The sequence below is a fragment of the Fundidesulfovibrio sp. YSD1 genome (assembly GCF_055397115.1).
The window spans coordinates 1,427,535-1,452,150 of record NZ_AP043666.1 but is presented as its reverse complement, the minus strand read 5'-3'; the positions used below and the strand labels follow the sequence as shown (position 1 = coordinate 1,452,150).

Below are 24,616 nucleotides of genomic sequence, written 5' to 3'. Positions count from 1 at the left end.
TAAACCCCGAAAGCCCCTTCGGGGGCGGCAACCTCTTTCAAGGAGTCTTCCATGGCCCGCAAAGCCCTGCTCTTCTCGCTAGCCCTCATCCTGGCCCTGGCCGCCCCCGCCTGGGCCCAGAAGAAGTCCGACCCCAAGGCCCCCGTGGCCGTGGGCGGCCAGCAGTCCACCGTGAGCAACTTCGGCCAGCGCTGGACCGCCATGACCGACAAGGAGCGCGACATGTTCCTCGAGGGCATGGCCACGGCCCTGCGCATGGTCTGCACCACCGCCGTGTTCACCGCCGAGCCCAAGCCCAAGGACATGAACGAGGCCAACAAGCGCTTCATGGAATGCTTCAGCGCCCAGTTCCCCTACAAGCCCTGGGACATCAAGAACGCCATGAACGCCCTCTACCAGGACAAGGCCAACAACATCGTGCCCTACGACATCATGTACGGCATGGCCCTGCTCAAGGTGAAGGGCGATCCTTACGAGGAAAACCTCGCCAAGCTGCGCCAGGACCTCAACAAGCGCGGCGCGAAGTAGCCGAAGGGCCACGGACCGGGGAATGGGTGCATTGAGCCTCAAGGTGGGCCAGACCCTGGGGATACGCCCCGAGGGCGAGGGCCCGGCCCCGGTGCTGGCCGGGGGCGGCTTCGACGTGTTCTTCTTCTACGGGGGCCTAAGCGGCGCCGAGGTGCGCGGGTTCGCCACGGGCGCGCTGACCTGCGGCGTCTACGTGGAGGACGCCATCCCCGTGCTGGTCCTGGACATCGAGGGCTTCGGCGGGCTCGAGGTGGCCTTCAACATCTTCGCCGAACCCGAGGACAAGCGCCGGGCCTTCTTCGAGGCCCCGCCCACGCTGGGCGAGGCCAACATCGTGCTCTGCGGCCACCCGGAGTCGGTGGTCCTGGCCGTGCGCGCCATCAGGCCGGGGCCCTTTCTCGTCTCCGAGATCAAGAAGGCCTGCCTGGACCAGCTCTGCCTCTACCGGGACATCACCCACTGCTTCCGGGCCATGAGCCGCCTCTACGATCAGATCGACCCGGAGGACATGCGCGGGCGGGTGCTGATGCGCCCCGCGTGACGCCCGCCCCGTTCATCGCGGCAACAAGGACAGCCGCGCCCAGGCCCCGCATCGCGGGCCCGGGCGCGGCTTTCATTTTCCGGTCCGTCCGAGGCGGGGCTAGTTGCCGCCGTAGGCCTTTTCCTGGGCGGTCAGGGCCTCGCTCATCACGTCCAGGTTCACCTTCTGCTCCACGGCCTTCTTGAGCAGCTCGGCGAGCTTCGCCTTGTATTCGGCCGAGGCCTTGTCCATGGGGCCGTTCTCCAGCGCGTGGATCTCGTCCATGGTGGCGCGGTAGGCCTTGCGCTCCGCGCGCAGCTCCTTTTCGATCTGCTCGGGCACCATCGAGGTGTAGTCGTACTTGTCCGCCAGGGCGTTCCCGGCGGTCAGGGTCAGGAAAACGAAAGCAGCCGTGGCCAGCACTCTCGTTGAAAGCGTCATGTGGGTTTCCTCCGCATTGGCAAGGGATACGGCAAGATAGCAGCAAACCGCCCCGCAGGACAACGCGTTTCTTGGCTGCGCCCGGCCGTTGATTTCATGAAATGGCGTAACCGCTCCGCCCGCTTGGCGGACGTACACGCCGGGGCGCGCCCGCCCGTTCCGGGCCCGGCCGCGCGACGCGGGGTGGCATGGGCCTTGCTTAGTGTGGAAAGCTAACGAACGTGCGTAGGCGGCCATTCGGGTTGCCACATCCGCATGGCGGTGATATTGTAATGAGGATACTGTTTTTCCAGAGCATTCGCTTTCCGGCCGCTGGCCGGGAGCGCGGGAGGCCCTCATGATCCGAGCCGTGATAATCGCCGCGCTGCTTCTCTCGGGCTTCCTGCCCGTCCAGGCCGACGCGGCGCTGGCCCAGAAACGCGTCACGAGCGACCAGTTGCTGAAACTCCAGAACAGGATGGATGCCCAGCGCGACGCCTACTACCGCTTCGAGCAGGCCGAGAAGGAGGCCCTGGCCGAAGGCGCGTCCGACAAGGCCGCGCTCTACCGGCAGGCCAAGGTCAAGGCCCACGAGGCATACACCGACCTGAACGGGCAGTTCGAGAAGGCCCAGGCCCAAAAAGGGGAGTCCGACCGGCGGGCGGCCGGAACGCCCGTGGACAGCCGCTAGGGCTTCGCAAACCGGTTTTCGGCATGGCCGGGGGCGTTTTTTACGGCGCCTCCGGCTTTTTTTGCGCCTTTTTTGTGACCTGGATCACATTTTTGCTGCATGTTTGCGCTACAAAGGTAAGAATAAATACACCACTCAAGCGCCCGGCGGGCCGGGCAAGCACGCAGGAGGAAGCCGCATGAGCAATTCGCCGCCGAAACGTTCAGGTACAACCAACTGGTTCGCCGTGGCCATGGTCCTACTGGTGGTCCTGGTGCTGGGCGCGGGCGGCGCCTACACCATGCAGGCCACGGACCAGGCCGCCTTCTGTTCCGGCTGCCACAGCATGGACACCTCGTTCTGGACGTACAAGAACTCCGGCCACGCCAAGCTCGCCTGCAACGACTGCCACGCCCCGGCCAACATCGCGGCCAAGATCCCCTTCAAGGCGGTGGCGGGCACCAACGACGTCTGGAGCACCGTGACCAAGAACATCCCGGATGTGATCCACGCCAACAAGCAGCACAAGGAAGTCATCCAGGCCAATTGCGTGCGTTGCCACGCCGCCACCATCGAGACGGTGGCCATGGACTCCAAGCCCTACTGCGTGGACTGCCACCGCTCGGTCCCGCACAAGTCCCGCACCCCCATCTCCACAAGGAAGGTCGCCGATGGCTAAGAAAACGTTCCTTTTCGCCCTGATCGCGGCAATGGGCCTTGGCGCCCTCCTCGCAGGATGCAGCCAGCAGGCCGAAGGCCCCAAGGCCCCCGTCTACAAGACCGGCCTGGCCTCCGAAGAGACCAAGAACTCCGCCTTCGAGAAGCTCTTCCCGGCCCAGACGCTCACCTATCAGCGCAACCAGAAGGACGACGTCCAGCAGTTGACCGACTACGGCGGCCCCGTGCCCTGGAACAAGAACGACAACGTGAACCCGCCGCCCAAGGGTAACCCCAAGGCCGCGCAGCCCTACCTGAAGAACCTCTGGCTGGGCTACCCCTTCAGCCTTGAATACCGCAAGGCGCGCGGGCACACCTACGGCATCGAGGACGTGACCACCACGGACCGCATCAACCAGTACTCCGACAAGGCCGGGCTGCCCACCACCTGCTGGAACTGCAAGACCAACAAGATGGCCACCTGGCACAAGGAATACGGCGACAAGCTCTGGTCCATGGAATTCTCGGACTTCCGCGCCAAGACCGACCCCAAGGAAGACACCATCGGCTGCGCCTACTGCCACGACCCGGCGGACATGAAGCTGCGCATCTCCTCCGTGCCGCTCAAGGAGACCCTGGAGAAGGTCGGCTTCGACCTCGCCAAGGCCGACCGCAACCAGATGCGCACCCTGGTCTGCGCCCAGTGCCACGTGGAATACTATTTCCAGGAGGCCAAGTTCGGCCCGGCCAAGAAGCCCGTGTTCCCCTGGACCACCGGCGCCACGCCCGACAAGCCGTTCGGCGGCGTGGACCCCGAGAACATGTACGAATACTACAAGGACCACGGCGTCGTGGAGATGAAGGGCATGGACGGCTGGTTCGCCGACTGGACGCACCCCGTGTCCAAGACCCCCATGCTGAAGACCCAGCACCCCGAGTTCGAGACCTTCATCAACGGCACCCACGGGGCCGCCGGCGTGGCCTGCGCGGACTGCCACATGGCCTACACGCGCTCCGTGGACCCGGACAAGAAGAAGATCAGCAACCACCAGTGGACCTCGCCGCTCCTGAACATCGAGGGCACCTGCAAGCAGTGCCACCAGGACAAGACCCCCGAGTTCCTCAAGTCGCGCGTGCTCTTCACCCAGACCAAGGTGCACGACCAGCTGCTCAAGGCGCAGGACGTCTCGGTGCGCGCCCACGAGGCCGTGCGCCAGGCGGGCGAGTACAAGGGCGAGAAGAGCGCCAACTACGACGCCCTGATGCTCCAGGCCAAGGAGAACGTGCGCCACGGCCAGTGGATGTGGGACTACGTGTCCGCCGAGAACTCCATGGGCTTCCACAACCCCACCAAGGCCCTGGACACCCTGGCCCGCTCGCAGGAGTACAGCCGCCGCGCCGTGGACCTGGCCATGCAGGCCACCAACTTCGGCATCGGCAAGACCATGGAGGCCGACACCAAGACCCTGGTGCCGCCCATCCTGGAGTGGAGCCGCGAGATGCAGATGAACCCCGAGAACCTGAAGAAGTACGTCTGGACCACCTACTTGACGCCTTTCCCCAAGGCCGAGAAGATGTGGGACGGCGTGAAGAAGATCAGCAAGTAGCAGGGGAAGGGAACCGGAGAGGGCGCCGCCCTCTCCGGACCTCTCCCGCCAGGGAACTTCGTTCCCTGGACCCGTTATAGCTTCGCGTCGATCACCGGATGCAACGAAATGGGCCGCCCGGCTGTCTGGAAGCACGCTTCCAGACAGCCGGGCGGCCATATTTCAAGGTGACTGGTGAAACCCGCGAAGCTATCGCCGGGTGCGGGGCAGAGCCCTGCATTCTGGCATCAAGGCCTTTCAAGCCAGCCGGGGTGCAGCGCGTAGGCCTCGGCCAGCAGGTAGAGCGAGCCGCAGACCAGCACCACGCCGCCGTGGGCGCTGGCCTGCGCGAGCGCCTGGGCCGCGTCCGCGACGGGCCTGGCCCTGGGGCCGAGCCGCGCGGCGAGGTCTTCGGGCGCGAGCGCGCGCCCCGGCGCGTCCAGGCCGGGCACGAGGATGGGGCCGCCGGTGAGGCCCGAGGCCAGAGGCAGCATGGCGGGGAGGTCCTTGTCGGCCAGGCAGGCGAAGACCATGGCCGAGGGGCGGATGGAGAGGGCGTCCAGGGCCTGCTTCAGGCACTCGAGTCCGGGCTGGTTGTGCGCGCCGTCCAGCACGAAGCCGGGCAGGCCGTTCGCCGGGGGCACGATCTGGAGCCTGCCCGGGATGAAGGCCTCGCGCGCGGCGTTCTCCACGGCCAGGGCGCTTCCGGGCAGGCCCTGGGAGTGCGCGAGAAGCTGCCAGGCGCAGGCCGCGAGCTGGAAGTTTTGGCGCTGGTGCGGGCCGGGCATGGCCGGGGCGGGCAGGGCCAGGGCCTCGATGGGTGGCGGCGGATACCCGGGAGGCAGGGCCAGGGGCACGGGCCTGGCCGTGGCGTCGCCGCCCGGCACGGCGTAGAGCGCGGCCCCGGCCTTGCGTGCGGCCTGGACCAGAATGGCCCGGGCCTCGGGGAGTTGCGCGGCGGTCACGGCCTCCAGGCCCTTGCGCAGGGCTCCGGCCTTGTCCCGGGCGATGTCGCCCAGGGTGGGGCCCAGCACCGAGGTGTGGTCCAGCCCGATGGGCGTGAATGCCGCCACGTGGTGGGTCATGGCGTTGGTGGCGTCGTGTGCCGCGCCGAGCCCGGCCTCCCACACGCAGGCCTGGCAACCGTGCTCACGCAAAAGCCAGGCGGCCATCACGGTGATCAGCTCGAAGTAGGTGAGCCTGCGCCGGTCCGACACGTCCGCCGAGACGCGAAGCACCACCTCGGCCGCCTGGGTCCAGGCCTCCTCGGGCAGCTGGCGGCCGTTCACCAGAACGCGCTCGCGCGGGCTCAGGAAATGCGGAGATGTGTAGAGCCCGGTCACGAGCCCGGACTGCTTGAGGATCTCGGCCAGGAACGTGGACGTGGAGCCCTTTCCGTTGGTTCCCACCACGAGCGCGCCCGGGCAGGAGGGCTCGGCGAGGCCCAGGGCGACCAGGGCCGCGCGCACGCGCGAGAGCCCCAGGTCCATGTGGAACATGCCCAGGGAGTCGAGGTAGGCCTGGAAGGCCTCGAAATCCGCGAACCTAGAAATCGAAGACCTCGCCTTCGCGCATCAGGTGGTAGGAGTAGCCGTCCAGGGCCAGTTGCAGCTCTTCCTGGATCTGCTCGGAGAAGGGCGACTTCATGTGGTATATGAAGACCTTGGGACGGTAGGGCAGGCGGTCGAGCTCCATGCGCAGGAGCCTCGGGGTCAGGTGTCTGGACACCGAGGCCAGCTGTTCCAGCCGGTTGGGGAAGGAGGCTTCGGTGATGATGTTGCGCACCGGGGTTTCGAGCGCGGCCAAGTGCTCCCACCAGGCCGGGCACGGGCCGGTGTCGCCGGTGTAGGCCAGGGCCTCCGGGTTGCCCGCCTCGCGGATCACGTAGCCGCTGGCGAACCTGGAGTGGTTCACGGGGTGGTTGGTGATGGTCAGGCCGTTCACGTGCACGGTGGCCCCGGGGGACATGGGCATGTAGGTGAGCACGGGCGAATCGGCCGGAATGACCGTGAAGTCCGGCCAGATGGTGTCGTTGAGCAGGTGCGTGGAGATGGCGTCCACCACCTCGGGCAGGGCCCGGATGTTCACGGGCGGGCGTTTGTGGCTGCTTGAGAACTCGATGAGGTTGTCGGCCAGAAACAGGATGTCCTTGATGTGGTCCAGGTGCGAGTGGGTGACGAAGATGTCCGTGACGTTGGCCTGCTCGTCAAGCGAAAGGCTCGAGGTGACCGAGCCCGCGTCCAGGAGGATGTGCCCGTTGAGGAGAAAGGAAGTGAGATTGTGGCCGGGCAGGTCCGAACCCGAGCAGCCGAGCACGCGCAGCTTCATGGTGTCTCCGGTCGAGGCTGGTCTCGGGAGTCAGTGGCCCCAAGGCGTTGATATGTCAAGCACGGGCCAGGCGGTCCTTGACCGGAACAGGGCCTTGGGCTTAGGAGGATTGCCCGCGCGCCAGTAGCTCAGGCGGATAGAGCAGCTGCCTTCTAAGCAGCCGGCCGGGGGTTCGAGTCCTCCCTGGCGCGCCAGAGATTTCGAAAGGGGTCAGACCGTACGGTTTGGCCCCTTTTCTATTCAGCGCCGGCCCTACCGGATAACCTTGACCAACTCCTCCGCCACTTCCTTGGCCAGGCGTTCCACCAACCTTCCCTGGGCCGCCACCAGGGCGGCGTGGTCCGGACCCGTGCAGGGCTCGCGCAGCGCGGAGCTCTTCCAGGCCACGTTTCGGCCGTCCTTGTCCGTGATGGACCAGTTGGCCTGCAGGAGGGCGTCCTTGCCGAGCGTCCCGTCGAAGGAGCGCACCTGCACCGCCACCTGGTAGTCCGGGGACGTCCCGCCGGGGAAGGGGTAGTCCACCACCGGCCGCGCGCAGACCTGGCGCGTGAGGGCGTCGGTGAAGGCGCGGGAGAAGTTGGCCTGCACGGGCTCGATCCACTGGTCGAACTCGGCCAGGAGCATGCGGTTGCCCTCGCCCCGGGTCACGATCTGGGACCTGTCCAGGTAGGCGGCGATGTCCACGGGGCCGATGCCCAGGCTGCGGCAGGGCCCGGCTGGCTTTTCGGCCTGCGCCGGGCCGTCGGCCGAGAGCGAGTAGAAGCGGGTCGGGGCGCTCTTGCCGCACCCGCCGAGAAGCGGGAGCGCAAGCGCCAGGCAGGCGAGGGCGAAGAAGGAAATCCGCGTGTTCCGGGGCATTGTCTATCTCCTGTTGCCGCCCTTGCCCTGGATGAGGGCTTCGGGATGGCGCTCGAGGTAATCCGCCAGGCTTCTGATGGATTTGGCCGCCTGGGCCAGTTCGGCGAGGGCCTTGTTGAGTTCGACCACGGTGATGGAATCCGGGCTGACCACCTTCTGGAACTTGGAGAGCGCGTTCTTGCCGTCGGCCACGGCACCGTCCACGGAGTCCAGGGTCTTGCGGGTGGAGGCGGCGAGCCTGTCCGTGCGCTGGTCCAGGTTCACGGCCAGGTCGTTGTAGCTGCGCACGGCCTGCTCCAGGTTCTTGGTCAGGCCGTCCACGCGGGTGCGCAGGTCGTCCACCAGCTGCGTCCCGGAGGTCAGGGCCGTGTCGATCTTGGCCGGGATCTTGGCCGTCTCCGGCGCGTTGACCAGGCGTTCCACGCCGTTGACCGCGCTCAGCAGATGGGCCACCAGCTCCTCGAGGGGCAGTGATTTCAGCGTCTGGGCCAGCTTCTCGAACTCCGAGGGGATGGTGGGGATCTCTATGCCCTCGTCGCCGCCGTGCAGCGTCACGGGCGTGTCCGGGCGCATGTCCAGGGACACGGCCAGCTGGCCGGTGACGAAGCTCTGGGTGACCAGCTGGGCGCGCAGGCCCTTCTCGATCAAGGCCTGCATGAGCTCCTTGGGGTTCTCGCTACGCACCTGGAGGAGCGTGTCCGTGCCCCTGTTCTTGATGTTCACCCTGCCGCCCACGATCTCCACCACCACCGGGATGGAGAAGTCGAGCCCCGTGGAGTCCGCCTCGATGCGCACCTCCTTGACCGCCCCGATGGGCACGCCCCGGAAGATCACGGGGGAGCCCACCTCCAGGCCGGAGACGGAGCCGCCGAAGAACATGATGGCCGTCAGCTTCTTGGTGAAGAACATCCCAGAGCCGAAGGCGGCCAGGGCGCCCACGGCCAGGAGCGCCGCGCCGATCACGAACAGGCCGATGATGGTTTTATTCGATTTCGCGCTCACGCCCGGGGCTCCTCGTGTTTGTGCACGCAGATGCGTTCGGTGGTCACGGCCTTACTCCTCTCCCCTGGTCAGGAAGTGGCGCAGGGCCGGGTCCTGGGAGGTTTTCAGAAGGTGGCTGGGGTTGCCGCTGGCGGTCATGGTCCTGGTGCCGACGTCGAGGAACACCGAGTTGGAGCCGATGGCGAAGATGCTGGCCAGCTCGTGGGTGACCACCACGAAGGTGGCCTTCAGGCTGTCGCGTAGCTCCAGGATCAGGTCGTCAAGCAGCCGGGCGCTCACCGGATCGAGCCCGGCCGAGGGCTCGTCGAAGAAGAGGATGTCCGGGTCCAGGGCCATGGCCCGGGCCAGGCCCGCGCGCTTGCACATGCCGCCGCTGATCTGGGAGGGGTAGTAGTCCTCGAACCCGGCCAGGCCCACCAGGGCCAGCTTGAAGGAGGCCATGTCGCGTATCTCGGCGTCGGAGAGCTTGGTGTACTGCTTGAGCGGCAGGGAGATGTTCTCGGCCAGGGTCATGGAACTGAAGAGCGCGCCGCTCTGGAAGAGAAGCCCGGTGCGGCGCAGCAGGCGCGTCCGTTCGGCTTCGCCTGAGTCCCAGAGGCTCTCCCTGCCCCAGTAGAGCACCTTGCCCCTGGCGGGCTCCTTGAGCCCCACCAGCACGCGCAGCAGCGTGCTCTTGCCGCAGCCGCTGCCGCCCATGATGATGAACACGTCGCCCTTGTTCACGGTGAAGTCGAGCCCGCGCATGAGCACGAAATCCCCGTAGGCCATGGTCAGGTCCTTGATCACGAGGGCCGGGGCCTGGGCGTCGGTCTCTTCCATTTTCGCCTCAGATGCCCAGGATGTTGCACAGCCAGGTGAGGACCGCCGTGGCGATGACGATGCTCAGGATGCCCGTGACCACGGCCGAGGTGGTTGCCTGGCCCACGGCCATGGCGCTGCGGCCGCAGCGCATGCCCCGGTAGCACCCGGCCAGGGCCACCAGCACGCCGAACACCGCGCTGTGGGCCAGCCCGATCCAGAAGTTGGCCAGGGGCACGGAGTGGAAGGTCTGGCTCAGGTAGAGCTCCGGGTTGAGCCCCAGCATGGCCACGCCCACCACGAATCCGCCCAGCACGCCCATCAGGTCGGCGTAGACGCAAAGAAGCGGCATCATGAGCACCAGGGCCAGCATCCGGGGCATCACGAGAAATTCCACCGGGGAGAAGCCCAGGGTGCGAAGCGCGTCGATCTCCTCGTTGACCTGCATGGTGCCCAGTTCCGCCGCGAAGGCGGCCCCGGTGCGCCCGGCCATGATGATGCCTGTCATGATCGCCCCCATGACCCGGACCATGGCGATGCCCACGATGGTGGAGACGTAGACCTGGGCCCCGAACTGAAGCAACTGGATGGAGGCCACGAAGGCCAGGATCAGGCCCACGAGCAGGCTGATGAGCGAGACGATGGGCAGGGCGTCCACGCCCACCTGGCGGATGAGCAGCGCGAGCCCCGAGGCCTGGAACACGGCCCGGCCGCGCGCGAGGTTCACGCAGGCCAGGGCCACCTCGCCCACGAACTCCAAAAGGTCGGGCACGCCGCGCCACGCCTCGATGCACCAGCCTCCAAGGCGCGCCAGGATGGGCTCGCGCGCCTTGGCCGAGGCCTGGCCGCCGCGTTCGGGCACCTTTTCGGCGAGATCGAGGAGCGCGCGGGCCCCCTCGGGCAGGCCGGACAGGTCGGCCGGGACGGAGTTGGCCCGGGCCAGGGCCAGAAGCGAGCGGCAGAAGGTCAGCAGGCGGCTGTCCCATCCGGCGAGGCCCGACGTGTCGAAGCGCAGCCCGGAAGGCCGGGGGGAGGCGTTGAGCAGCCGGACGGCCTCCGAGGCGTCCGGACCGGGGGACCTCATCCCCCAGGAGCCCGAGAGGGTCACGAGCACGCCGCCCTGGCTCGCGGCGGCGCGCACCCCGGCTGTTCCGGGTTCCGGTGTCTTGGAGGTCATGGTTTTTCGCTAACGCAAAAAGCCCTGCAATGGAACACGCCGTCCGGGCCTGCCCGCGCTCAGGACGCCCCCACGCGGTCCCCGGCCACGCCGTAGCGTTCCAGGAAGCGCTTCTCGGATACGGAATCCCCGATCAGGACGAGCTCGCTGCCCGCCTCGAGCGCGGTCTGCGGGTCCGGGCCCAGGGCCATGGCAGCGCCCGCGCGCACCCCCACCACGTTGCAGCCCGTCTCCTGGCGGATGCCGCTTTCGGCCAGGGACTTCCCGGCCAGGGCGGCGGGCAGGGGGGCGCGGAAGAGGTTCAGCCCTTCGGTGAGCATGAGCACCATCCCGGGGCTCAACAGGTTGAGCACCGTGGTGGCCACCAGCGAGGAGTGCGACATCACCAGGTTCGCCCCGGCCGTGTACATGATGCCCACGTTGCGGTCCAAGGTGGCGCGGCTGATGATCTGGACGTCCGGGCGCAGCCTGCGGCAGTAGATGGTCAGGTAGATGTTCAGATCGTCGTCGTGGGTGGTGACGAAGACCGTGGAGGCCGTCTCGATCCCGGCGCGCTCCAGCACCTCCCGGTCCGCGGCGCTGCCGATGACGGCGCGCTCTTCGAGGTTGCCGAGCTTGGCGTTCTTTTCGACGATGGCGTAGCCCACGCCCTGCTCGCGCAGCTGCTCGGCCACGGCCATGCCCACGCGCCCTCCGCCCAGGATCACCGCCCCGCCCCGAACGGCCTGCGGCTTGCCCGCGAGGCGCTCGAAGGCCCGCAAGTGGTCCTCCGACCCGCCGAGCACCAGCACGGCGGAATCCGAAAGCGGCGCGTCCGGGTCCGCCACGGAGAACCTGCCCTTCTCCCACAGCCCGAGCACGTTCACGCCGGTGGCGCTCCTGAGCGCGCACTGGCGCAGGGTCCTGCCCCCGAGGTCGGTCCACTGCACGGGGATCTCGGCCACAAGCAGGCTGTCGAATCGGCCGATGACGTTTGAGAGCAGGCCGTCGCCCAGGATGCGCCGGGCCAGGGTGTGGCCCAGAAGCCTGGTGAACGCGAAGACGCGGGTGCTCCCGGCCAGGGAGAGGATGTCCACGGATTCGTCCTGGTCGGCCTTGCATACCACGGGGACGTCCGGGCTCACCTCGCGCAGGGTGAAGGCGATGTTGGTGTTGCGCACGTCGCTGTCCAGGGCCACCACCATGGCCGCCTGGTCCACGCGTAGCGCCCGGTAGGTCCGGGGGTCGTCGTGGTCGCCCAGCACGGCGGGGTAGCCCATGTCGTGCAGCTCGGTGGTGCGCTGCACGTCGGGGCAGAGCACGGCGTGCTCGCGCCCGTACTGCCCGAGCCGGGCGGAGAGGTTCAGGGCGGTGGGGTCGCTGCCCACGATGATCACGTGGCCGCGCGTCTCCGGGGGCAGCTCGCGCGGGATGCGGGCCTTGGCCTGGGCCTCCAGCCAGGGGGCGTAGAAGAACTGGATGAAGGTGAAGGGCAGCATCACCAGCAGGAAGACCACGCCCGAGGTGAGCACTACGATGGAAAAGAGCCTGCCCAGGTCGGAGGAAAAGGTGATGTCGCCGAAGCCCAGCGTGGACATGACCGTGAGCGTCCAATAGAAGCCCGTGATCCAGGAGTGCTGTTTGCCCTCCAGATTCATCAAGACGTGGAAAAGCACGCTGTAGAGCGCGATCACGGCCATGAGCATCAGGATGAACTTCATCAGGTAGCGCATGTTCTGGCGGGCGGTGCGGCTCTTCATTACGAACGCCAGCTGCGCGGGGAGAAACTTCATGCGGGGCCCTTCACGCCGTAAACGGCGGCGGTTGGTTTCATTGGACTTATGAAGAATGGTACAGGCGGGGGAGGGGCGAGGCAAGCCCCGGGGAACGCCCGGGAAATGGGGCTCGCGGACCGGAGAGGATGGAAGGCCGCCTCGCGCGTCAGGCCCGCCCGCGCGGCATGCTCCAGGGATATTCCGGCGTCTCCTCGCGCCCGTCGCGCGCTCGCCTCGCTTTCATCCCAATACTGAAGGAAAGTACTCTGAATTTTTCAGCAATCATTCTTTGTTGGACGGGATAAGAGGTTTTGTTGGCGAAGTATAAAATATCTTGACACTGCTTGTTATATATTTCACAATTCAATTACGCTTGCTCTTGTAATTCAAGAGGTTGCAACGCTTTCGCCTTGGCACGGTCCCTGCTTTTTCAGAAGCGAGGGCCACGCCGCGAACCCGGCGGGCGCGAGAGCGAAAGGCTGAGGAAACAGGACCCCAGGACGCATTTCACCCGTAACATGGAGGCAGGAATGAAAGTCAAAGACGCCATGTCCACCAGGATCATGTACGTGAAGAAGGACGCCACCGCCGCCCAGGCCATGAGGCTCATGGCCGAGAACAACATGCGCCGCCTCATGGTGAAGATAGACGACGCGGGCAATTACGGCGCGGTCACCGTGCGCGACATGATCTCCAAGATCATCGCCGCCGGGGCCGATCCCGAGAAGACCCCGGTCGAGACGATCATGAACGTTTCCCTGGTCTCCGTGAAGCCCACCGACGAGCTTCAGGCCGCCGCCAAGATCATGGACCAGTACAACATAGCGGGCATGCCCGTGTTCGACGGCAAGACCCTCGTGGGCGTGATCACCATGTGGGACATCCTGATCGCCCTGGGCGTGCACGGGAAGGCGTCTTAGGCGGTTTAGCGCCGCCACGGTTTTTCACAACACGGCCGGCTGCCCGCGAGGTGCGGGCGGACGGCCCAGGGAGGTCGCATGACAGCCAACGCCAACGACAACATTCACTTGGTCAAGCCGCTGGAGCGGTTCTCGGCCAAGTCCGTATACGGCAGCACGTTCTGCAAACGCCCCATCGACGTGCAGATCGCGGTCGACGGAGGAACCATAACCGACATCGGCGGGCAGACCGAATGCCCCTACAGCCAGCAGTGGCTGGGCGCGCTGTTCGCCAAGGTCAAGGGCCTGGACGTGGACTCGGCCTGGGACGTCTCCAGCGACGACCTGCGCTCGAGCATCGTGCCGCCCGAGCACCCGGAGGACTGCGTGGACTGCGACGTCTACGTGGTGGCGGCCTTCAGGCTCGCCCTGCGCAACTGGGAAAAGAAGGTCTGATCCGCACCGAGCGGGGCGTCCGGGCGCGCGTGGGGCGGGCCTGAACGCCCGGAGGCGATCATGGCGAGGCCTTGGCCTCGCGCAGCGTGGAAGGGGGGCCGGTCCCGTGACCGGCCCCCCTTGCGTTTTCCGGGTTCGGGGCGCTCGGCGGGCGCGAAAAAAGCCCCCCGGCACGGGGCCGGGGGGCTTGGTTTCCGTATCGCCGCGCGCCTATTCCTGGGCCGGGGTCTCGGCCTCGGAGAAGGCGGCGCTCAGGCTCGTGAGCTCCTCCTCCGAGAAGACCTTGTCGATGTCCAGGAGGATGATGAAGGCGTCGCCGTGCTTGCCGATGCCCCTGATGAAGTCCGCCTTGATGGACGTGCCCATCCTGGGCGCGGGCTCGATGTCCTTGGGCTCGATGTCCATGACCTCCTTGACCGAGTCGGCCAGGGCCCCGAGCACGGTCTCCTCGCCGCCCAGCTGCACCTCCACGATGATGATGCAGGTGTTCACCGTGCGCTCGGTGGCGGGCATGCCGAACTTCAGGCGCACGTCCACCACGGGCACGGCCCGGCCGCGCAGGTTGATCACTCCCCGGATGTACTCCGGCGTGCGCGGCACCTTAGTAATTGCCGTGTATTCCAGCACTTCCCGCACGGAAGCGATGTCCAGGGCGAAGACCTCCTCGCCCAGGGTGAACGTCAGGAACTGGTTGGTGCTCTCGCTCACGGTCCGCTCCTCGGGCTAGAATTTCTCGAAGTCGTCGTCGGAAGCGGCGCCGCCCATGTCCAGCACCACGCCCTTGCCCGGCTTGGAAGGCTTGTGCGGGGCCGGCGAAGCCTTGTGGGCGTGCCCGGAGCCGTGGGGCAGCGCCTTGGGGGCCTGCCTGCGGGAGGCGGAGGCGCCCTTGAGCTTGAAGAAGGTCACGGTGGCCAGCAGCTGCTCGGCCTGGCTGGAGAGCTCCTCGGCGGTGGAGGCCATCTCCTCGGATGCGGAGGCGTTCTGCTGGATGACCTGGTCGAGTTGCTGCACGGCCTTGTTGATCTGGTCCGCGCCCGCGTTCTGCTCGCGGGTGGCGGCGGCGATCTCCTGCACGAGCTCCGCGGTCTTCTTGATGTCCGGGACGATGGCCGTGAGCATGCGCCCGGCCTTCTCGGCCACGGCCACGGACTCCGAGGACAGCGAGGATATCTCCGAGGCCGCGTGCCCGGAGCGCTCTGCCAGCTTGCGCACCTCGGCGGCCACCACGGCGAAGCCCTTGCCGTGCTCGCCCGCGCGGGCGGCCTCGATGGCCGCGTTCAGGGCCAGCAGGTTGGTCTGGCGGGCGATCTCCTCGATGATGGAGATCTTCTCCGCGATCTGCTTCATGGCCCCCACGGTCTGGGTCACGGCCTGACCGCCTTCCTCGGCGTCCTTGGCGGCCTTCAGGGCCATGGCCTCGGTCTGCACGGCGTTGTCCGCGTTCTGCTGGATGTTGGAGGCCATCTCCTCCATGGAGGAGGAGACCTCCTCCACGCTGGCGGCCTGCTCGCTGGCGCCCTGGGAGAGCGACTCGGACGTGGCGGAGAGCTGCTGGGAGCCTGCGGCCACGTTGTTGGCCCCTTCCACCACCTCGCCCATGACCTCGTTGAGCTTCCTGGTCATCTGGCGCAGGGCGTCGGCCAGCATGCCGACCTCGTCCTTCTGGTTCACGTCGAGTTCGAGGGTCATGTCGCCCTCGCTCATGTGCTGGGCGAAGCTCACACCCTGGATCACCGGGCCGGTGATGCCCCTGGTGATGAAGAAGGCCACGGCCACGCCGATGACCAGGGCCAGCGCCAGGCCCACGGTGACCATGGTGGAGGCCGACGCCAGGCTCTCGGACGCATGGGTGGTGACGGTCTGGGTTTCCTTCACGCCCGACTGGGAGGTTTCCATGGCCGCCTTGAGCAGGCCGTCGGCGGCCTCGGAGCGCTTCTTGGCCAGCTCGGCCAGCGTGGCCATGTTCTTGACGATGCCCTGCATGGCCTCGCGGTACATGTCGGCGCCGCGCTTGACCTCGGCCAGCTGGCGGATGTTGACGTCGGCGCGCACGGTGGCCTTGAGCTTCTCGAGCGCGGCGTTGATGGCCTCGAAATTCTTCATGGCCTCGTCGAGCAGCTTGGGGTCGCGCAGCAGCTGGGCCTTGAGGTTGATCACGCGCACGGCGTTGCCCAGGTTGGTGATCTCGGCGATCCAGTCGAGCTTGTCGGTGCGCTCCTTGAGCTTGGCGGGCTCGAGCTTGGCCTCGATCTCCTTGTTCATGGCCTCGACCATGCTGTTCTGGAACTCGGCGCTGCTCTTGACGAAGAGCGCCGCAGCTTCGTCGGTGGCCTTGCGCCCGGCTTCCATGGCCTTGTCCGCGTCCCGGGTCTGCCCGGCCATGCGCCGGTATTCGGCCAGGGCCTGCGAGGCCCGCTCGGCGTTGTCCTTGAGCTGCGTGAGCCCCGGGTGCTTCTGGGCCAGCTCCCTGGCTTCCTTGAGGTAGCGCTCCACGTCGGCCAGGGACTTGCTGGCCGACTCCCAGTACTGGTCTTCGCCCGTGAAGCCGTAGGAGCGCATGTCCAGCATGGCCTGCAGGGCGCTACGCTCCACGTTGTTGGCCACGAGGACCTGCGGCGCGATCTCCACGGCCAGGCGGTCCGCCTGGCGTCCCACCGAGAGCATGTTCATCATGGCCAGGCCGCCGAGCACGGCCGTGATCAGGATCAGTATGCCGAAACCGAGGCCGATCTTCACTCCGAGCTTCAAATTCTTCATGCCACGCCTCCGGATGGTATTGGCCCGTCACCAACGGGCGAAACCGTATTGCTTGTCGTTTTGCAGGTCAGCCTGCAGGTGAGCATGGCCTTGGCCTCCTCGCGCAGTCCGGCCAGGGAGCCGTCCTCGGCGTGAAGGCATCCGGCCCCCCAGAGCATGGACCAGACGAGCGAGGCGACCCCGTGGGGGTCGACGTCCGCGAATACGCCCTGGTCTATGCCGTCTTGGAGGCTGTTCACCATGAGACTGATATACCGATCCCTGACGAGGAACAAGTCCGCGTTGGGAAAATAGGCCAGGTCGAGGGAGGAAAACGGGTCGAGCCGGGTCAGGAAGGCCAGGCTGTCGCGGTCGCGCGCGGAGAAATCGAAGAACGCGTCCACGAACAGGTGCAGGGCGCCCAGCGGGGAGCGCGCGCCGCGCATGGACTCTCGGCTTTCCCGGTAGAGCTTGTAGATGATGTCCCGGGCCAGGATGAACAGCAGGTTCTTCTTGGTCTTGAAGTGGTAGATCACCGTGCCGGCCGCTATGCCCGCCTGGTCCGCGATCTCCTGGATGGACACGCCCGCGATGCCCTTCTCGGCGAACAGTTTGGTCGCCGCCGAAAGAATGCTGTTCACGGTGTGTTCGCTCACGGTGCCCTCTTGACTGAATGTTCATTCAGGGAATGACACGCCGGAAAGGTTCTGGCAACGCAAAAATGGCTTTCAACCAAGAAGATGCGCAAAATCAACGGGAAAAATTTTGGGCGCGGGCCGGGCGGGCCTGCGGGGCGCAGGGGCCGATCAGGGGACGATGCGCTCGAGATACGGGGTGCGCTTGAGCGCCGCCGTGAAGAGGGTCGAGAGCGTGAACACGGCCGCGCCCAGGAGCAGCGGGCCCACCCAGGGGTTCACGGTGTTCCAGTCGAGGCCCTGGCCGGGTGCGAAGAACAGGGGGAGCTGCCCGGTGAGCAGCATGAGCGCCAAAAAATGCGTCAGGAAGATGCCGTAGCTGAGCGAACTGAGCTCCTGGATGAAGCGGGCGCGCCTGCGCTCCGACCCGGGCTTCCAGTCCTTGAGGAAGAGGAAGGCCGAGGCGGCCATCACGGCGGCCAGGGGCTGCTGGTAGCTGAAGAAGGTGTTGCGCAGCATGGAGGGGTCGCGCAGGGCCGCGTACTCGCCCATGGTGGACGCCGCCGCGCAGGCCGCGAAGGCCAGTACCAGGGTCAGCTTGCCCCCGGGCACGCGCACGTCCGTGGTGTTCAGCAGGTGTCCCAGGACGAAGTGCCCGAAATAATAAGGGATGATCGCCCCGCTGAAGAAGGTGTTCAGCTCCTGGGCCCAGATCAGGCGCGTGGCGAAGTTGAGGGTGCTGGCCCCGAACACGATGCACACGAAGACCACGGCGGGCCCCTTGTCGCGCCCGGAAAAGGCCGGGCGGATGAAGGGCAGCATCAGGTAGACGCCCGCGATCATGTAGAGGAACCACAGCGGCCCGGCCCACATGCCGGTCAGGAAGCGCTTGAGGAAGGAGCCGAGGTGCGGGGTCACCCCCTGCTGGTAGCAGGTGAGCAGGTAGTAGATCACGGACCAGGCCAGAAGCGGCAGGGCGATCTTCACGAAGCGCCTGCCGTAGAACGCCTTGAGGCTCATGGGCCTTGTGTCGCCGAGCATCAGCGCGCCGCTTATCATGAGAAGCGCGGGGACGCAGAAGAGCGACAGCGCCGAATAGCCCACCCCGGCCCAGACGGCCTGGTCGGTGGGGCCGCCCATCAGCGGCGAGGACGAATGCATGAACACCACCCCGGCGATGGACAGGCAGCGCAGCAGGTCCAGGTACAGGCAGCGCCCGGGGCGGCCCGGCGCGGCGGCGGTGTTCGGCGCGGCTTGAGGCATGGCGGGGCAAGTAAGCCATGCCGGGGCGGATTGCAACGGTCGCGGCAGGGATCACCGCGTTCGCCCGAGCCCGATCCTCCACGCGGCCGCCGAGGCGGCCAAAAGGGCCGCCGCGCCAGTGGCGAAGGCCCCGGCGCTGCCCGCGAGCGCCGCGGCGAAACCCGTCGCGAGGGGACCCGCGCTGTGGCCGATGTCCATGATCGAGCCCAGAAGGCCCATGGCCGCGCCCCGGTTCTCCCGGCGCGAGAGGTCCGCCACGTAGGCAGCCGAGGCCGAGGTGGCCACGGACAGGGCCAGCCCGAGGACCACCGACAGGGCGAAAAGCCAGGCCAGGCCCCCGGCCAGGGGCAGGGCCGCGCAGGCCGCGGCCATGAGCGCCGCGCCCGCGAGCATCTGCCCGGCCCTGCCGTGGCGGTCGGAGAAGCGCCCGAAAAAAGGCTTGGTGAGCGCCACCGTGACGATCTGCGCCGAAAAAAGCGCGCCCGTGACCCAGGCCGGGTGGCCGCGCTCCTGGGCGAGCACCGGCAGGAAGGCCTCGAAGCTGCCGTAGGCGAAGAGCATGCCCGCCTCCAGCAGGCACCCCGCCTTGATGCCCGGGCTTGCGGCCAGCTGGCGCAGGCTCTCGCGCACGGGCATCCGGCAGGATTTCGCGGCCGGGCGCTCCCCGGACGGGGGCAGCCGCCAGGCCAGGGCCATGGCCCCGACGCCGGCCAGGGCGCACACGCCGTACACGGCCCCGAACCCGCCCCACAGGGCCGCCCCGCCGATCATGGGGGCCAGGAAGCGCCCGGCCATTGTGGCGGAGGAGAACGCGCCCAGGCGCTCCCCGCGCGAGGCGTCGAAGGCGTCGGCCACGGCCGCCTGGGCCACGGGCATGAACACCCCGGTGGCCAGGCCGTGGTAGAACCGGGCCAGGCCCAGGCCCCACACGCCCTCCACCAGCAGGTAGGCCAGGGGCGCGGTGGCGAAGACCACCGAGGAGCCCAGGAGCATCCTGCGCCTGCCGAACACGTCCGAGCACAATCCGCCCGGGATGCCCGCCAGCACGCCCGCCAGGGGCGAGAGCGCCGAGACGAGCCCGATGCCCTCCGGCCCGGCCCCCAGGCTCGTCGCGAAGAGCGGCAGCACCGGGTTCTTGGCCATGGTGGTGGAGAGGATGGCCAAAAAACCGGCCGCGCACAGGAGCCTAAACGGGGACGCCGCCATGCCGCGCCGCCCGGATCAGGCCCTGAATCTCGCGGTGGTACCCGAAATACCGGGCCATGGTCGCCTCGTTCTTGCCGTACTTGGGGTAGGCCTTGAGGATCTCCTCGAAGCGCTCCTCGGCCTCGGCCGGGCCGCGCAGGGCGGCCATGCCTTCGGTGATGATGTCCACCAGCCGGTCGGCGTAGATGATCACGCGCTCCTCCAGGCGCTCGAGCGCGTAGTCCTTCACGGGCAGGCCGAGCTCCACGGCCTCCTCCGGGCTGAGCCCGCCCCGGATGTGCTTCTCCATGACCGCGCAGACCTCGGGCGGAAGGCCGAGCTCGCGCCCCATTTTGGCGCCGATGAGCCCATGCTCGATGGCGTGGGTTGCCACCTTGCCCAGGTCGTGGAAGAGCGCGCCGCGCGCCACCAGTTCCATGTCCAGGGGCGCGCCCGTGCGCCGGGCCACGTCCAGGGCCAGCTCGGCCACGGCCACCGAGTGCGCCAGGTCCTCCTCGTTCATGCCTTGGGAGCGCAGGAGCGCCACGTCGCCGGGATTGATCTCAGGATGCATGCGCGCCCTCCTTGGGGACGTTTCTCAAGAAGACCGGGATGGCGAGGATCAGCACCCCGGCCATCAGGGGGAAGCTCACCGCGTATCCCATCCAGCCCACCAGAAGTCCAGCCAGGATGGGGCCGGAGGCGTGGCCCACGTCGAAGATCGTGCCGAAGGCGCCCATGGCCGAGCCGAAGTGGCGCTCGCGGCAGAGGTCCGCCACAAGCGCGGCCGAGGAGGACGTCACCAGGGCTTCGCCCAGCCCGAAGACCAGGCAGGCGCACAGAAGGCCCAAAAAGCCGCCCATGAAGGGCACGGCCGAGAAACCCGCCGCGCACAGCGCGAGCCCGGCCACGATGGGCGCCCTGCGTCCGTGGGTGTCCGAGGTGCGCCCCAGAAGGGGCTTGGCGAGCATGGTCACCACGATCTGCGAGCCCCAGAGCAGGCCCGCCTGGAACTCCGAAAGCCCGGCGACCTTCACGGCGTATACCGGCAGGAAGGCCTCGAGCGCGCCCATGGTCATGTTCTGCACGCCCTCCATGGACGAGGCGGCCACGATGCGCCTGTCCGAGAGCACCTCTCGGATGCCCCCGCCGAAGCGCCTGAAGCGCTCGCCCAGGCCAAGACCGTGCTCCACGCGCTCCTCGATGCCCAGGGTGCGCAGGCCCAGGATGAGCGCGGCCATGCCGGACACCGCCGAGAGCGCGAAGACGGCCTGGAACTGCCACATCACCGGTCCGCCCGCATGGCCCGCGTCCAGCACCAGCCCGCCGATGGGCGCGCCCAGGAGCGACCCGATGATGCCCACGGAGGAGAACCACGAGAGCATCTCGCCCTTGCGGCCGCCCGCCACGTCCGCGACCACGGCCATGGCCACCGGGCCGTACACGGCCGTTGCCAGCCCGTGCAGGAAGCGCACGGCGATGAGCGCCTGGTAGGAATCGATCAGGAAGTATGCCAGGGGCATCACGCCGAACACGGCGAGACCGGCCAGCATGGTGCGCCTGCGCCCGATCACGTCCGAAAGGGCTCCGGCGGGCAGCTTGAAGAAGATGCCCGTCACCGTGGAGACGCCCACGGCCAGGCCGATGGCCTCGGGGCCAGCGCCCAGAAACAGCGCGAAGAGCGGCAGCACCGGGTTTCGCGCCAGGGCGTAGGAGAAGCGGGCCAGAAAGCCCACCGTGCAGAGGTTCTTGAACGCGTCCATTCTCTTTTGTGCCTTAGTGCTTGGGGACCGAGCGGTCGAAGAAGATGGACTTGCCGTAGAAGCCCACGGGGATGCCCATGGCCACGCCCGCGTCGATGTAGCCGAGCGCCCTGGCGGCCGCGCCCACGCGCTGCTGCACGCGGTTGTCCAGGTTGAGCAGGCTGGCGGTCTTGGCGGCGGAGACCAGGGCGGCCCCGATGTCCATCATGCGCATCATGCAGTGCGGGCCGTCGTAGCCCATGGCCTTGTCCGTGACCTCTCGCCCGGCCTCGAACTCGCGGCAGGTGGCGTAGCCGCATGCCCCGCAGTCGTACCCGGCGGCCAGGGACTTGCCCAGGCCCACCAGCACCAGGGCCTGGCAGTTCTCGATGTTGGCGGCGTCGCGCAGCCAGTAGGCCTCGTTGGTGCTTTTCGGGGCGTACTCGCGCATGGCCTGGCCGATACGCTTGAGGTCTTCGTCGCGGCTGACCACGGCGATCTCCAGAAAGTCCTTCCCGCCCGCCTTGGGCGCGGTCCTGGCGGAAGCGGCCATGAGGTTGGCCACCTGAATGGCGATGTCTTTCATTGCTGTTCTCCTTGGTTTTGCTTGGTCGCGGCCAACAGCGCGTCGAAGAGCTCGAGCGCCGCCGCCGTACGGGTGTTCGCGTCCGTGTGCAGGGCGCACAGGCCGTCCAGGATCAGCTTCACCCCGGCCGCCTCGGGCGGGCCGGAGTGCGCCCCGTCCAGGTCGATGGCCCGGATGATGGCGCGCAGGCGCTCGGGCACGGCCGAACCCAGCGAGAAGGCCGCGCACATCACCTCGAACGTGGTGAACGGCCCCACGTGCGTGAACTCGGCCTCGGCCATGTCGAAGCGCACGGCCCCGTCCCTTTGGGGCGCGCGCGCTTCGCCCGTGAACTCCACGGCCGCCCCGGGATCGACGAAGCGGCGCACCAGCCAGAACGAGGCCAGCCTGTCGATGTAGGGGTTGTCGCGCGTGACCCAGGCCTTGCCCTGGTAGTCGGCGGCGGAAACGGGCGGGACCCCCGGGGCCCGGGAGCCGTCCGGTTCGCCGGCCAGCCCGGAGAGGATGCGCCCCAGCTCTTCAAGGAGCGCCAAGGCGCGTTGGCCGCGTCCGGAGGGAAAATAGTCGATGGCGCGCAGGGTTTCGGCGCGGCGCGAGAGCTTGCGGCGCGCCTGCTCCAGGGCGGCGGCGTCCGTGGCGGGGGGGGCGGACTTCCTGGAGCGCCCGGCCGGACGGGCCTTGCCGGCGGCCGCGTCGCGCGCATGGTCCAGGAGCGGCTGGAGTTCGTCCTCCAGGGCCTGCCAGTCCGCGTCGCGGGCGCGGGTGAAGAGCGCGGCCATCTCGCCTGCGGTCACGTTGGCCGGGGGGCCTGCCTCGAGAAAGAGGGCTTCGCCGCCCATCTCCTCCACCTCGCGGGCCAGCCAGGTGAGTTGTTCGGCCAGGTCCGCGCGGGCGGGCAGGGCGTAGAGGGTGGATTTGACGATCACCGCGCCGAGGCCCGTGAGGCGTCGCCAGGCGCGCATGCGGCCCGCCTGGTTCTTGGCCGGGAGCGTGAAGGAGAAGAGGAGCCAGGAAGGTTGTTCGTTGTTCATATGACATATAATGTCACAGTTATAACATCTGTCAAGCGGCCCGGTTTGAAGATGGTGGTTTCGCCCGTGCGCCGCTCCGGCGTCAGGGCTCCCGCGCCAAGGGCTAGGACCGATTTGAAGACGATCCGTCGCCCTCGGCGCGAGAATCCCTGCCGCCGGGGCGGCGCACGGGCTTGAACGCGCGGACGGGGAAAAAGGGGCGGGGAAGGGCGCGAAGCTAAAGGCCGGGGTCCGGGGGCAGGCATCTGCCCCCGGCGGGAGAGGTCCATCGAGGGCGGAGCCCTCGAAGGGAAGCGTCTAGAACTTGTACCGGAAGCCCAGGGAGAACTTCCAGGTGTCGCCGCCCTTGGAGGCGTTGACCAGCCTGCGCCCCCAGACCGAACTGTCGAATTCGCCGTGGGCCCAGCCGGTTTCGAGAATGAGCGCCAGGTTCTTGTAGACGTTGTATTGGCTGTCGAGGTTCACGGCCAGGATGTGCTCGGTGGTGGCCAGCTCGCGCCCCATCTGGAAGTAGTTGCCGTAGCCCCAGAGCGCGACGCCCGTGCGCAGGGCGCGCGGCGCGTTCAGGCCCTTGGCGAAGGTGAAGGTCAGGCGGCTGGTCAGGTCGTCGATGAAGGAGACGTTGTCCAGGCTGGCCATGATGCCCCAGGCGCCCAGGTAGTCCACGCCGATGAAGCCGCGCGAGAACTCCTGGGTGCAGTCGAACAGGAAGGAGTTGCCCATGCCCCAGGCGCTGGTGACCACGGGCATGCGCTCGGAGCCGTTGCGCGTGGAGGAGTCCTCGCCGGTGGCGTACCAGAAGGCCAGGCGCGGGGTGAGCATGGAGAGCCCGGTGTACTCGGCGGCCACGTCCAGGAACAGGCCGCCCCGGTGGTTCTTGGAGCGCTCCGAGGCCTGGCCCTGGCCGTAGATCACGTCCGCGTAGAACTTGAAGGGGTCGAGCGCGGTGAGCGCGAAGCTGCCGCCCAGCCACCAGTAGGCGCTCTGGGCCTGGCGCTGCCCGGCAGGGGCCAGGGCGCTCCCGGCGGCGTAGAGGTTGCTGGCCAGGGTCTGGTTGGCTCCGGCCCCGCCGGTGCCCACGGCGGCGAAGTTGCCGCTGTTCCCGGCCACGCCGATCATGGCCCAGGGCGTGGCCGAGAAGCCCTCCACGGTCACGGGCAGGGCCAGCATGTAGGCGTCGAACTCGTCGGCCACCTGGGTGGTGGTGGGGTCGAAGTCGCGGTTGGCGTCGATGAAGCGGTAGAAGGCGGCCACCACGGAGAAGGCGTCGTCCACCACGGGGATGGAGACCACGGCCCCGGGGCCGCGTATGCCGCCGAGCACCGGGTTGGCCGAGAGGATCTCGCCGGACACGGGCAGGTTGATGTCCTGCTGGCCGATGGTGAACTCGATGTCCGTGCCGGGCCACTTGAACTGAAGGTAGGCCTGGTAGATGTCGATGGACACGGCCGGGTTGTCCACCGTGTAGGTGCCGAAGCCCCAGGGCGTGTTGTTCACGCGGATGCCCAGGCGGAACTTGAGGCCTTCGTTCGCGATGAAGTCCGTGCGCAGGCGGAAGCGCTGCCACACGGTGAAGGGGTCGGCGGTGCGGGTGGCGGCCCCGTTCCAGCCGGTGAAGTAGGTCTTGGACCAGTAGGTGCCGTGCACGCGGGCGTCGCCGGTCATGACCACTTCCGTGGCTGCGCTGGCGGCTGTGGCGGCGAGCAAGAGGGCAATCAGGACGAACAGTGCGGGCAGACGCTTCGTGTGCAAGGCGGCCTCCGGATCGGGAATTGGCGCGGGGCG

25 protein-coding genes and 1 tRNA gene are annotated in these 24,616 nt (G+C 67.7%); 8 read left to right on the top strand and 18 right to left on the bottom strand.

All coding sequences use genetic code 11. The annotated features are described in order from the left end of the window. The first annotated feature begins 51 nt into the window (after nt 1–51). Complete coding sequence (locus ACZ5V4_RS06810; protein WP_464317424.1) at nt 52–528, top strand: hypothetical protein; 477 nt, start codon at nt 52–54, stop codon at nt 526–528. Nucleotides 529–550: 22 nt separating this feature from the next. Further along, nucleotides 551–1,069, top strand: a complete 519-nt coding sequence (locus tag ACZ5V4_RS06805) for a hypothetical protein (protein WP_464317423.1) — start codon at nt 551–553, stop codon at nt 1,067–1,069. 99 nt (nt 1,070–1,168) lie between these two features. Here the strand turns inward: ACZ5V4_RS06805 and ACZ5V4_RS06800 are convergent, their stop codons facing one another. After that, nucleotides 1,169–1,489 carry a hypothetical protein gene (locus tag ACZ5V4_RS06800; RefSeq protein WP_464317422.1) on the bottom strand — a complete coding sequence of 107 codons (321 nt, stop codon included), beginning with the start codon at nt 1,487–1,489 and terminating at the stop codon, nt 1,169–1,171. Nucleotides 1,490–1,826: 337 nt separating this feature from the next. On the opposite strand from ACZ5V4_RS06800, the gene ACZ5V4_RS06795 reads away from it, so the two are divergent. The 3 genes from ACZ5V4_RS06795 to ACZ5V4_RS06785 all read left to right on the top strand — a co-directional run bounded on the left by ACZ5V4_RS06795 (nt 1,827) and on the right by ACZ5V4_RS06785 (nt 4,402). Next, complete coding sequence (locus ACZ5V4_RS06795; RefSeq protein WP_464317421.1) at nt 1,827–2,159, top strand: hypothetical protein; 333 nt, start codon at nt 1,827–1,829, stop codon at nt 2,157–2,159. A 178-nt stretch (nt 2,160–2,337) separates the two neighbouring features. Continuing rightward, entirely contained in the window at nt 2,338–2,817 is a 480-nt protein-coding gene (locus ACZ5V4_RS06790; RefSeq protein WP_464317420.1) for a cytochrome c3 family protein, read from the top strand. Next, the gene (locus ACZ5V4_RS06785) at nt 2,810–4,402 is read left to right on the top strand and encodes an ammonia-forming cytochrome c nitrite reductase subunit c552 (RefSeq protein ID WP_464317419.1); all 1,593 of its coding nucleotides are present in this window, start codon (nt 2,810–2,812) and stop codon (nt 4,400–4,402) included. Before ACZ5V4_RS06790 ends, ACZ5V4_RS06785 begins: the two co-directional genes overlap by 8 nt. Nucleotides 4,403–4,629: 227 nt before the next feature. Here ACZ5V4_RS06785 and ACZ5V4_RS06780 read toward each other — a convergent pair whose 3' ends face one another. Next, nucleotides 4,630–5,880 (bottom strand): bifunctional folylpolyglutamate synthase/dihydrofolate synthase, encoded by a 1,251-nt coding sequence (locus ACZ5V4_RS06780; RefSeq protein ID WP_464317418.1) that lies wholly within the window; start codon nt 5,878–5,880, stop codon nt 4,630–4,632. Between the two features lie 46 nt (nt 5,881–5,926). Then, nucleotides 5,927–6,709, bottom strand: a complete 783-nt coding sequence (locus tag ACZ5V4_RS06775; protein ID WP_464317417.1) for an MBL fold metallo-hydrolase — start codon at nt 6,707–6,709, stop codon at nt 5,927–5,929. Nucleotides 6,710–6,826: 117 nt separating this feature from the next. On the opposite strand from ACZ5V4_RS06775, the gene ACZ5V4_RS06770 reads away from it, so the two are divergent. Beyond that, nucleotides 6,827–6,903: transfer RNA gene (locus ACZ5V4_RS06770), tRNA-Arg, on the top strand. 58 nt (nt 6,904–6,961) lie between these two features. Here the strand turns inward: ACZ5V4_RS06770 and ACZ5V4_RS06765 are convergent. The 5 genes from ACZ5V4_RS06765 to ACZ5V4_RS06745 are packed head-to-tail and all read right to left on the bottom strand — an operon-like array spanning nt 6,962 to nt 12,316. After that, on the bottom strand, nt 6,962–7,567 hold the full coding sequence (locus tag ACZ5V4_RS06765; protein ID WP_464317416.1) for a PqiC family protein: 606 nt from the start codon (nt 7,565–7,567) through the stop codon (nt 6,962–6,964). A gap of 3 nt (nt 7,568–7,570) precedes the next feature. Continuing rightward, nucleotides 7,571–8,569, bottom strand: a complete 999-nt coding sequence (locus ACZ5V4_RS06760) for an MlaD family protein (protein WP_464317415.1) — start codon at nt 8,567–8,569, stop codon at nt 7,571–7,573. A gap of 51 nt (nt 8,570–8,620) precedes the next feature. After that, nucleotides 8,621–9,388 carry an ABC transporter ATP-binding protein gene (locus ACZ5V4_RS06755; RefSeq protein WP_464317414.1) on the bottom strand — a complete coding sequence of 256 codons (768 nt, stop codon included), beginning with the start codon at nt 9,386–9,388 and terminating at the stop codon, nt 8,621–8,623. Between the two features lie 7 nt (nt 9,389–9,395). Beyond that, nucleotides 9,396–10,544, bottom strand: a complete 1,149-nt coding sequence (locus ACZ5V4_RS06750) for an MlaE family ABC transporter permease (protein ID WP_464317413.1) — start codon at nt 10,542–10,544, stop codon at nt 9,396–9,398. 59 nt (nt 10,545–10,603) lie between these two features. Further along, nucleotides 10,604–12,316: a potassium channel family protein gene (locus tag ACZ5V4_RS06745; protein WP_464317412.1), complete on the bottom strand. Its 1,713-nt coding sequence runs from the start codon at nt 12,314–12,316 to the stop codon at nt 10,604–10,606. A 512-nt stretch (nt 12,317–12,828) separates the two neighbouring features. Between ACZ5V4_RS06745 and ACZ5V4_RS06740 the strand changes: the two genes are divergently transcribed. Together ACZ5V4_RS06740 and ACZ5V4_RS06735 are read left to right on the top strand one after the other, a co-directional pair. After that, nucleotides 12,829–13,218, top strand: a complete 390-nt coding sequence (locus tag ACZ5V4_RS06740; protein ID WP_464317411.1) for a CBS domain-containing protein — start codon at nt 12,829–12,831, stop codon at nt 13,216–13,218. 78 nt (nt 13,219–13,296) lie between these two features. Next, a complete protein-coding gene (locus ACZ5V4_RS06735) occupies nt 13,297–13,653 on the top strand; it encodes a hypothetical protein (protein WP_464317410.1) in 357 nt (118 codons plus the stop codon). A gap of 210 nt (nt 13,654–13,863) precedes the next feature. Here the strand turns inward: ACZ5V4_RS06735 and ACZ5V4_RS06730 are convergent, their stop codons facing one another. The 10 genes from ACZ5V4_RS06730 to ACZ5V4_RS06685 all read right to left on the bottom strand — a co-directional run bounded on the left by ACZ5V4_RS06730 (nt 13,864) and on the right by ACZ5V4_RS06685 (nt 24,583). After that, nucleotides 13,864–14,361, bottom strand: a complete 498-nt coding sequence (locus tag ACZ5V4_RS06730; protein WP_464317409.1) for a chemotaxis protein CheW — start codon at nt 14,359–14,361, stop codon at nt 13,864–13,866. Nucleotides 14,362–14,376: 15 nt separating this feature from the next. Then, nucleotides 14,377–16,410, bottom strand: a complete 2,034-nt coding sequence (locus tag ACZ5V4_RS06725; RefSeq protein ID WP_464317408.1) for a HAMP domain-containing methyl-accepting chemotaxis protein — start codon at nt 16,408–16,410, stop codon at nt 14,377–14,379. Next, on the bottom strand, nt 16,407–17,045 hold the full coding sequence (locus tag ACZ5V4_RS06720) for a TetR/AcrR family transcriptional regulator (protein WP_464317407.1): 639 nt from the start codon (nt 17,043–17,045) through the stop codon (nt 16,407–16,409). The genes ACZ5V4_RS06725 and ACZ5V4_RS06720 overlap by 4 nt, the downstream gene beginning before the upstream one ends. Before the next feature lie 150 nt (nt 17,046–17,195). After that, the gene (locus ACZ5V4_RS06715) at nt 17,196–18,287 is read right to left on the bottom strand and encodes an acyltransferase (RefSeq protein ID WP_464317406.1); all 1,092 of its coding nucleotides are present in this window, start codon (nt 18,285–18,287) and stop codon (nt 17,196–17,198) included. Nucleotides 18,288–18,338: 51 nt separating this feature from the next. Next, nucleotides 18,339–19,493 carry an MFS transporter gene (locus tag ACZ5V4_RS06710; protein WP_464317405.1) on the bottom strand — a complete coding sequence of 385 codons (1,155 nt, stop codon included), beginning with the start codon at nt 19,491–19,493 and terminating at the stop codon, nt 18,339–18,341. Further along, nucleotides 19,474–20,046: an HDIG domain-containing metalloprotein gene (locus tag ACZ5V4_RS06705; protein ID WP_464317404.1), complete on the bottom strand. Its 573-nt coding sequence runs from the start codon at nt 20,044–20,046 to the stop codon at nt 19,474–19,476. The genes ACZ5V4_RS06710 and ACZ5V4_RS06705 overlap by 20 nt, the downstream gene beginning before the upstream one ends. Next, nucleotides 20,036–21,235 (bottom strand): MFS transporter, encoded by a 1,200-nt coding sequence (locus ACZ5V4_RS06700; RefSeq protein WP_464317403.1) that lies wholly within the window; start codon nt 21,233–21,235, stop codon nt 20,036–20,038. The genes ACZ5V4_RS06705 and ACZ5V4_RS06700 overlap by 11 nt, the downstream gene beginning before the upstream one ends. 13 nt (nt 21,236–21,248) lie before the next feature. After that, complete coding sequence (locus tag ACZ5V4_RS06695) at nt 21,249–21,800, bottom strand: ferredoxin domain-containing protein (RefSeq protein WP_464317402.1); 552 nt, start codon at nt 21,798–21,800, stop codon at nt 21,249–21,251. Continuing rightward, nucleotides 21,797–22,831: a chromate resistance protein ChrB domain-containing protein gene (locus ACZ5V4_RS06690; RefSeq protein ID WP_464317401.1), complete on the bottom strand. Its 1,035-nt coding sequence runs from the start codon at nt 22,829–22,831 to the stop codon at nt 21,797–21,799. Before ACZ5V4_RS06690 ends, ACZ5V4_RS06695 begins: the two co-directional genes overlap by 4 nt. Before the next feature lie 297 nt (nt 22,832–23,128). Then, nucleotides 23,129–24,583 carry an outer membrane homotrimeric porin gene (locus ACZ5V4_RS06685; RefSeq protein ID WP_464317400.1) on the bottom strand — a complete coding sequence of 485 codons (1,455 nt, stop codon included), beginning with the start codon at nt 24,581–24,583 and terminating at the stop codon, nt 23,129–23,131. Nucleotides 24,584–24,616 lie beyond the last annotated feature (33 nt).

Excerpts from the sequence above, each read along its gene's own strand:
- ACZ5V4_RS06805 (WP_464317423.1), top strand. The coding sequence starts at position 551 with ATGGGTGCATTGAGCCTCAAGGTGGGCCAGACCCTGGGGATACGCCCC.
- ACZ5V4_RS06735 (WP_464317410.1), top strand. The coding sequence starts at position 13,297 with ATGACAGCCAACGCCAACGACAACATTCACTTGGTCAAGCCGCTGGAG.
- ACZ5V4_RS06800 (WP_464317422.1), bottom strand. The coding sequence starts at position 1,489 with ATGACGCTTTCAACGAGAGTGCTGGCCACGGCTGCTTTCGTTTTCCTG.
- ACZ5V4_RS06725 (WP_464317408.1), bottom strand. The coding sequence starts at position 16,410 with ATGAAGAATTTGAAGCTCGGAGTGAAGATCGGCCTCGGTTTCGGCATA.
- ACZ5V4_RS06795 (WP_464317421.1), top strand. The coding sequence starts at position 1,827 with ATGATCCGAGCCGTGATAATCGCCGCGCTGCTTCTCTCGGGCTTCCTG.
- ACZ5V4_RS06755 (WP_464317414.1), bottom strand. The coding sequence starts at position 9,388 with ATGGAAGAGACCGACGCCCAGGCCCCGGCCCTCGTGATCAAGGACCTG.
- ACZ5V4_RS06690 (WP_464317401.1), bottom strand. The coding sequence starts at position 22,831 with ATGAACAACGAACAACCTTCCTGGCTCCTCTTCTCCTTCACGCTCCCG.
- ACZ5V4_RS06695 (WP_464317402.1), bottom strand. The coding sequence starts at position 21,800 with ATGAAAGACATCGCCATTCAGGTGGCCAACCTCATGGCCGCTTCCGCC.
- ACZ5V4_RS06750 (WP_464317413.1), bottom strand. The coding sequence starts at position 10,544 with ATGACCTCCAAGACACCGGAACCCGGAACAGCCGGGGTGCGCGCCGCC.
- ACZ5V4_RS06810 (WP_464317424.1), top strand. The coding sequence starts at position 52 with ATGGCCCGCAAAGCCCTGCTCTTCTCGCTAGCCCTCATCCTGGCCCTG.
- ACZ5V4_RS06745 (WP_464317412.1), bottom strand. The coding sequence starts at position 12,316 with ATGAAGTTTCTCCCCGCGCAGCTGGCGTTCGTAATGAAGAGCCGCACC.
- ACZ5V4_RS06740 (WP_464317411.1), top strand. The coding sequence starts at position 12,829 with ATGAAAGTCAAAGACGCCATGTCCACCAGGATCATGTACGTGAAGAAG.
- ACZ5V4_RS06775 (WP_464317417.1), bottom strand. The coding sequence starts at position 6,709 with ATGAAGCTGCGCGTGCTCGGCTGCTCGGGTTCGGACCTGCCCGGCCAC.
- ACZ5V4_RS06780 (WP_464317418.1), bottom strand. The coding sequence starts at position 5,880 with ATGTTCCACATGGACCTGGGGCTCTCGCGCGTGCGCGCGGCCCTGGTC.
- ACZ5V4_RS06705 (WP_464317404.1), bottom strand. The coding sequence starts at position 20,046 with ATGCATCCTGAGATCAATCCCGGCGACGTGGCGCTCCTGCGCTCCCAA.
- ACZ5V4_RS06700 (WP_464317403.1), bottom strand. The coding sequence starts at position 21,235 with ATGGACGCGTTCAAGAACCTCTGCACGGTGGGCTTTCTGGCCCGCTTC.
- ACZ5V4_RS06710 (WP_464317405.1), bottom strand. The coding sequence starts at position 19,493 with ATGGCGGCGTCCCCGTTTAGGCTCCTGTGCGCGGCCGGTTTTTTGGCC.
- ACZ5V4_RS06790 (WP_464317420.1), top strand. The coding sequence starts at position 2,338 with ATGAGCAATTCGCCGCCGAAACGTTCAGGTACAACCAACTGGTTCGCC.
- ACZ5V4_RS06765 (WP_464317416.1), bottom strand. The coding sequence starts at position 7,567 with ATGCCCCGGAACACGCGGATTTCCTTCTTCGCCCTCGCCTGCCTGGCG.
- ACZ5V4_RS06785 (WP_464317419.1), top strand. The coding sequence starts at position 2,810 with ATGGCTAAGAAAACGTTCCTTTTCGCCCTGATCGCGGCAATGGGCCTT.
- ACZ5V4_RS06715 (WP_464317406.1), bottom strand. The coding sequence starts at position 18,287 with ATGCCTCAAGCCGCGCCGAACACCGCCGCCGCGCCGGGCCGCCCCGGG.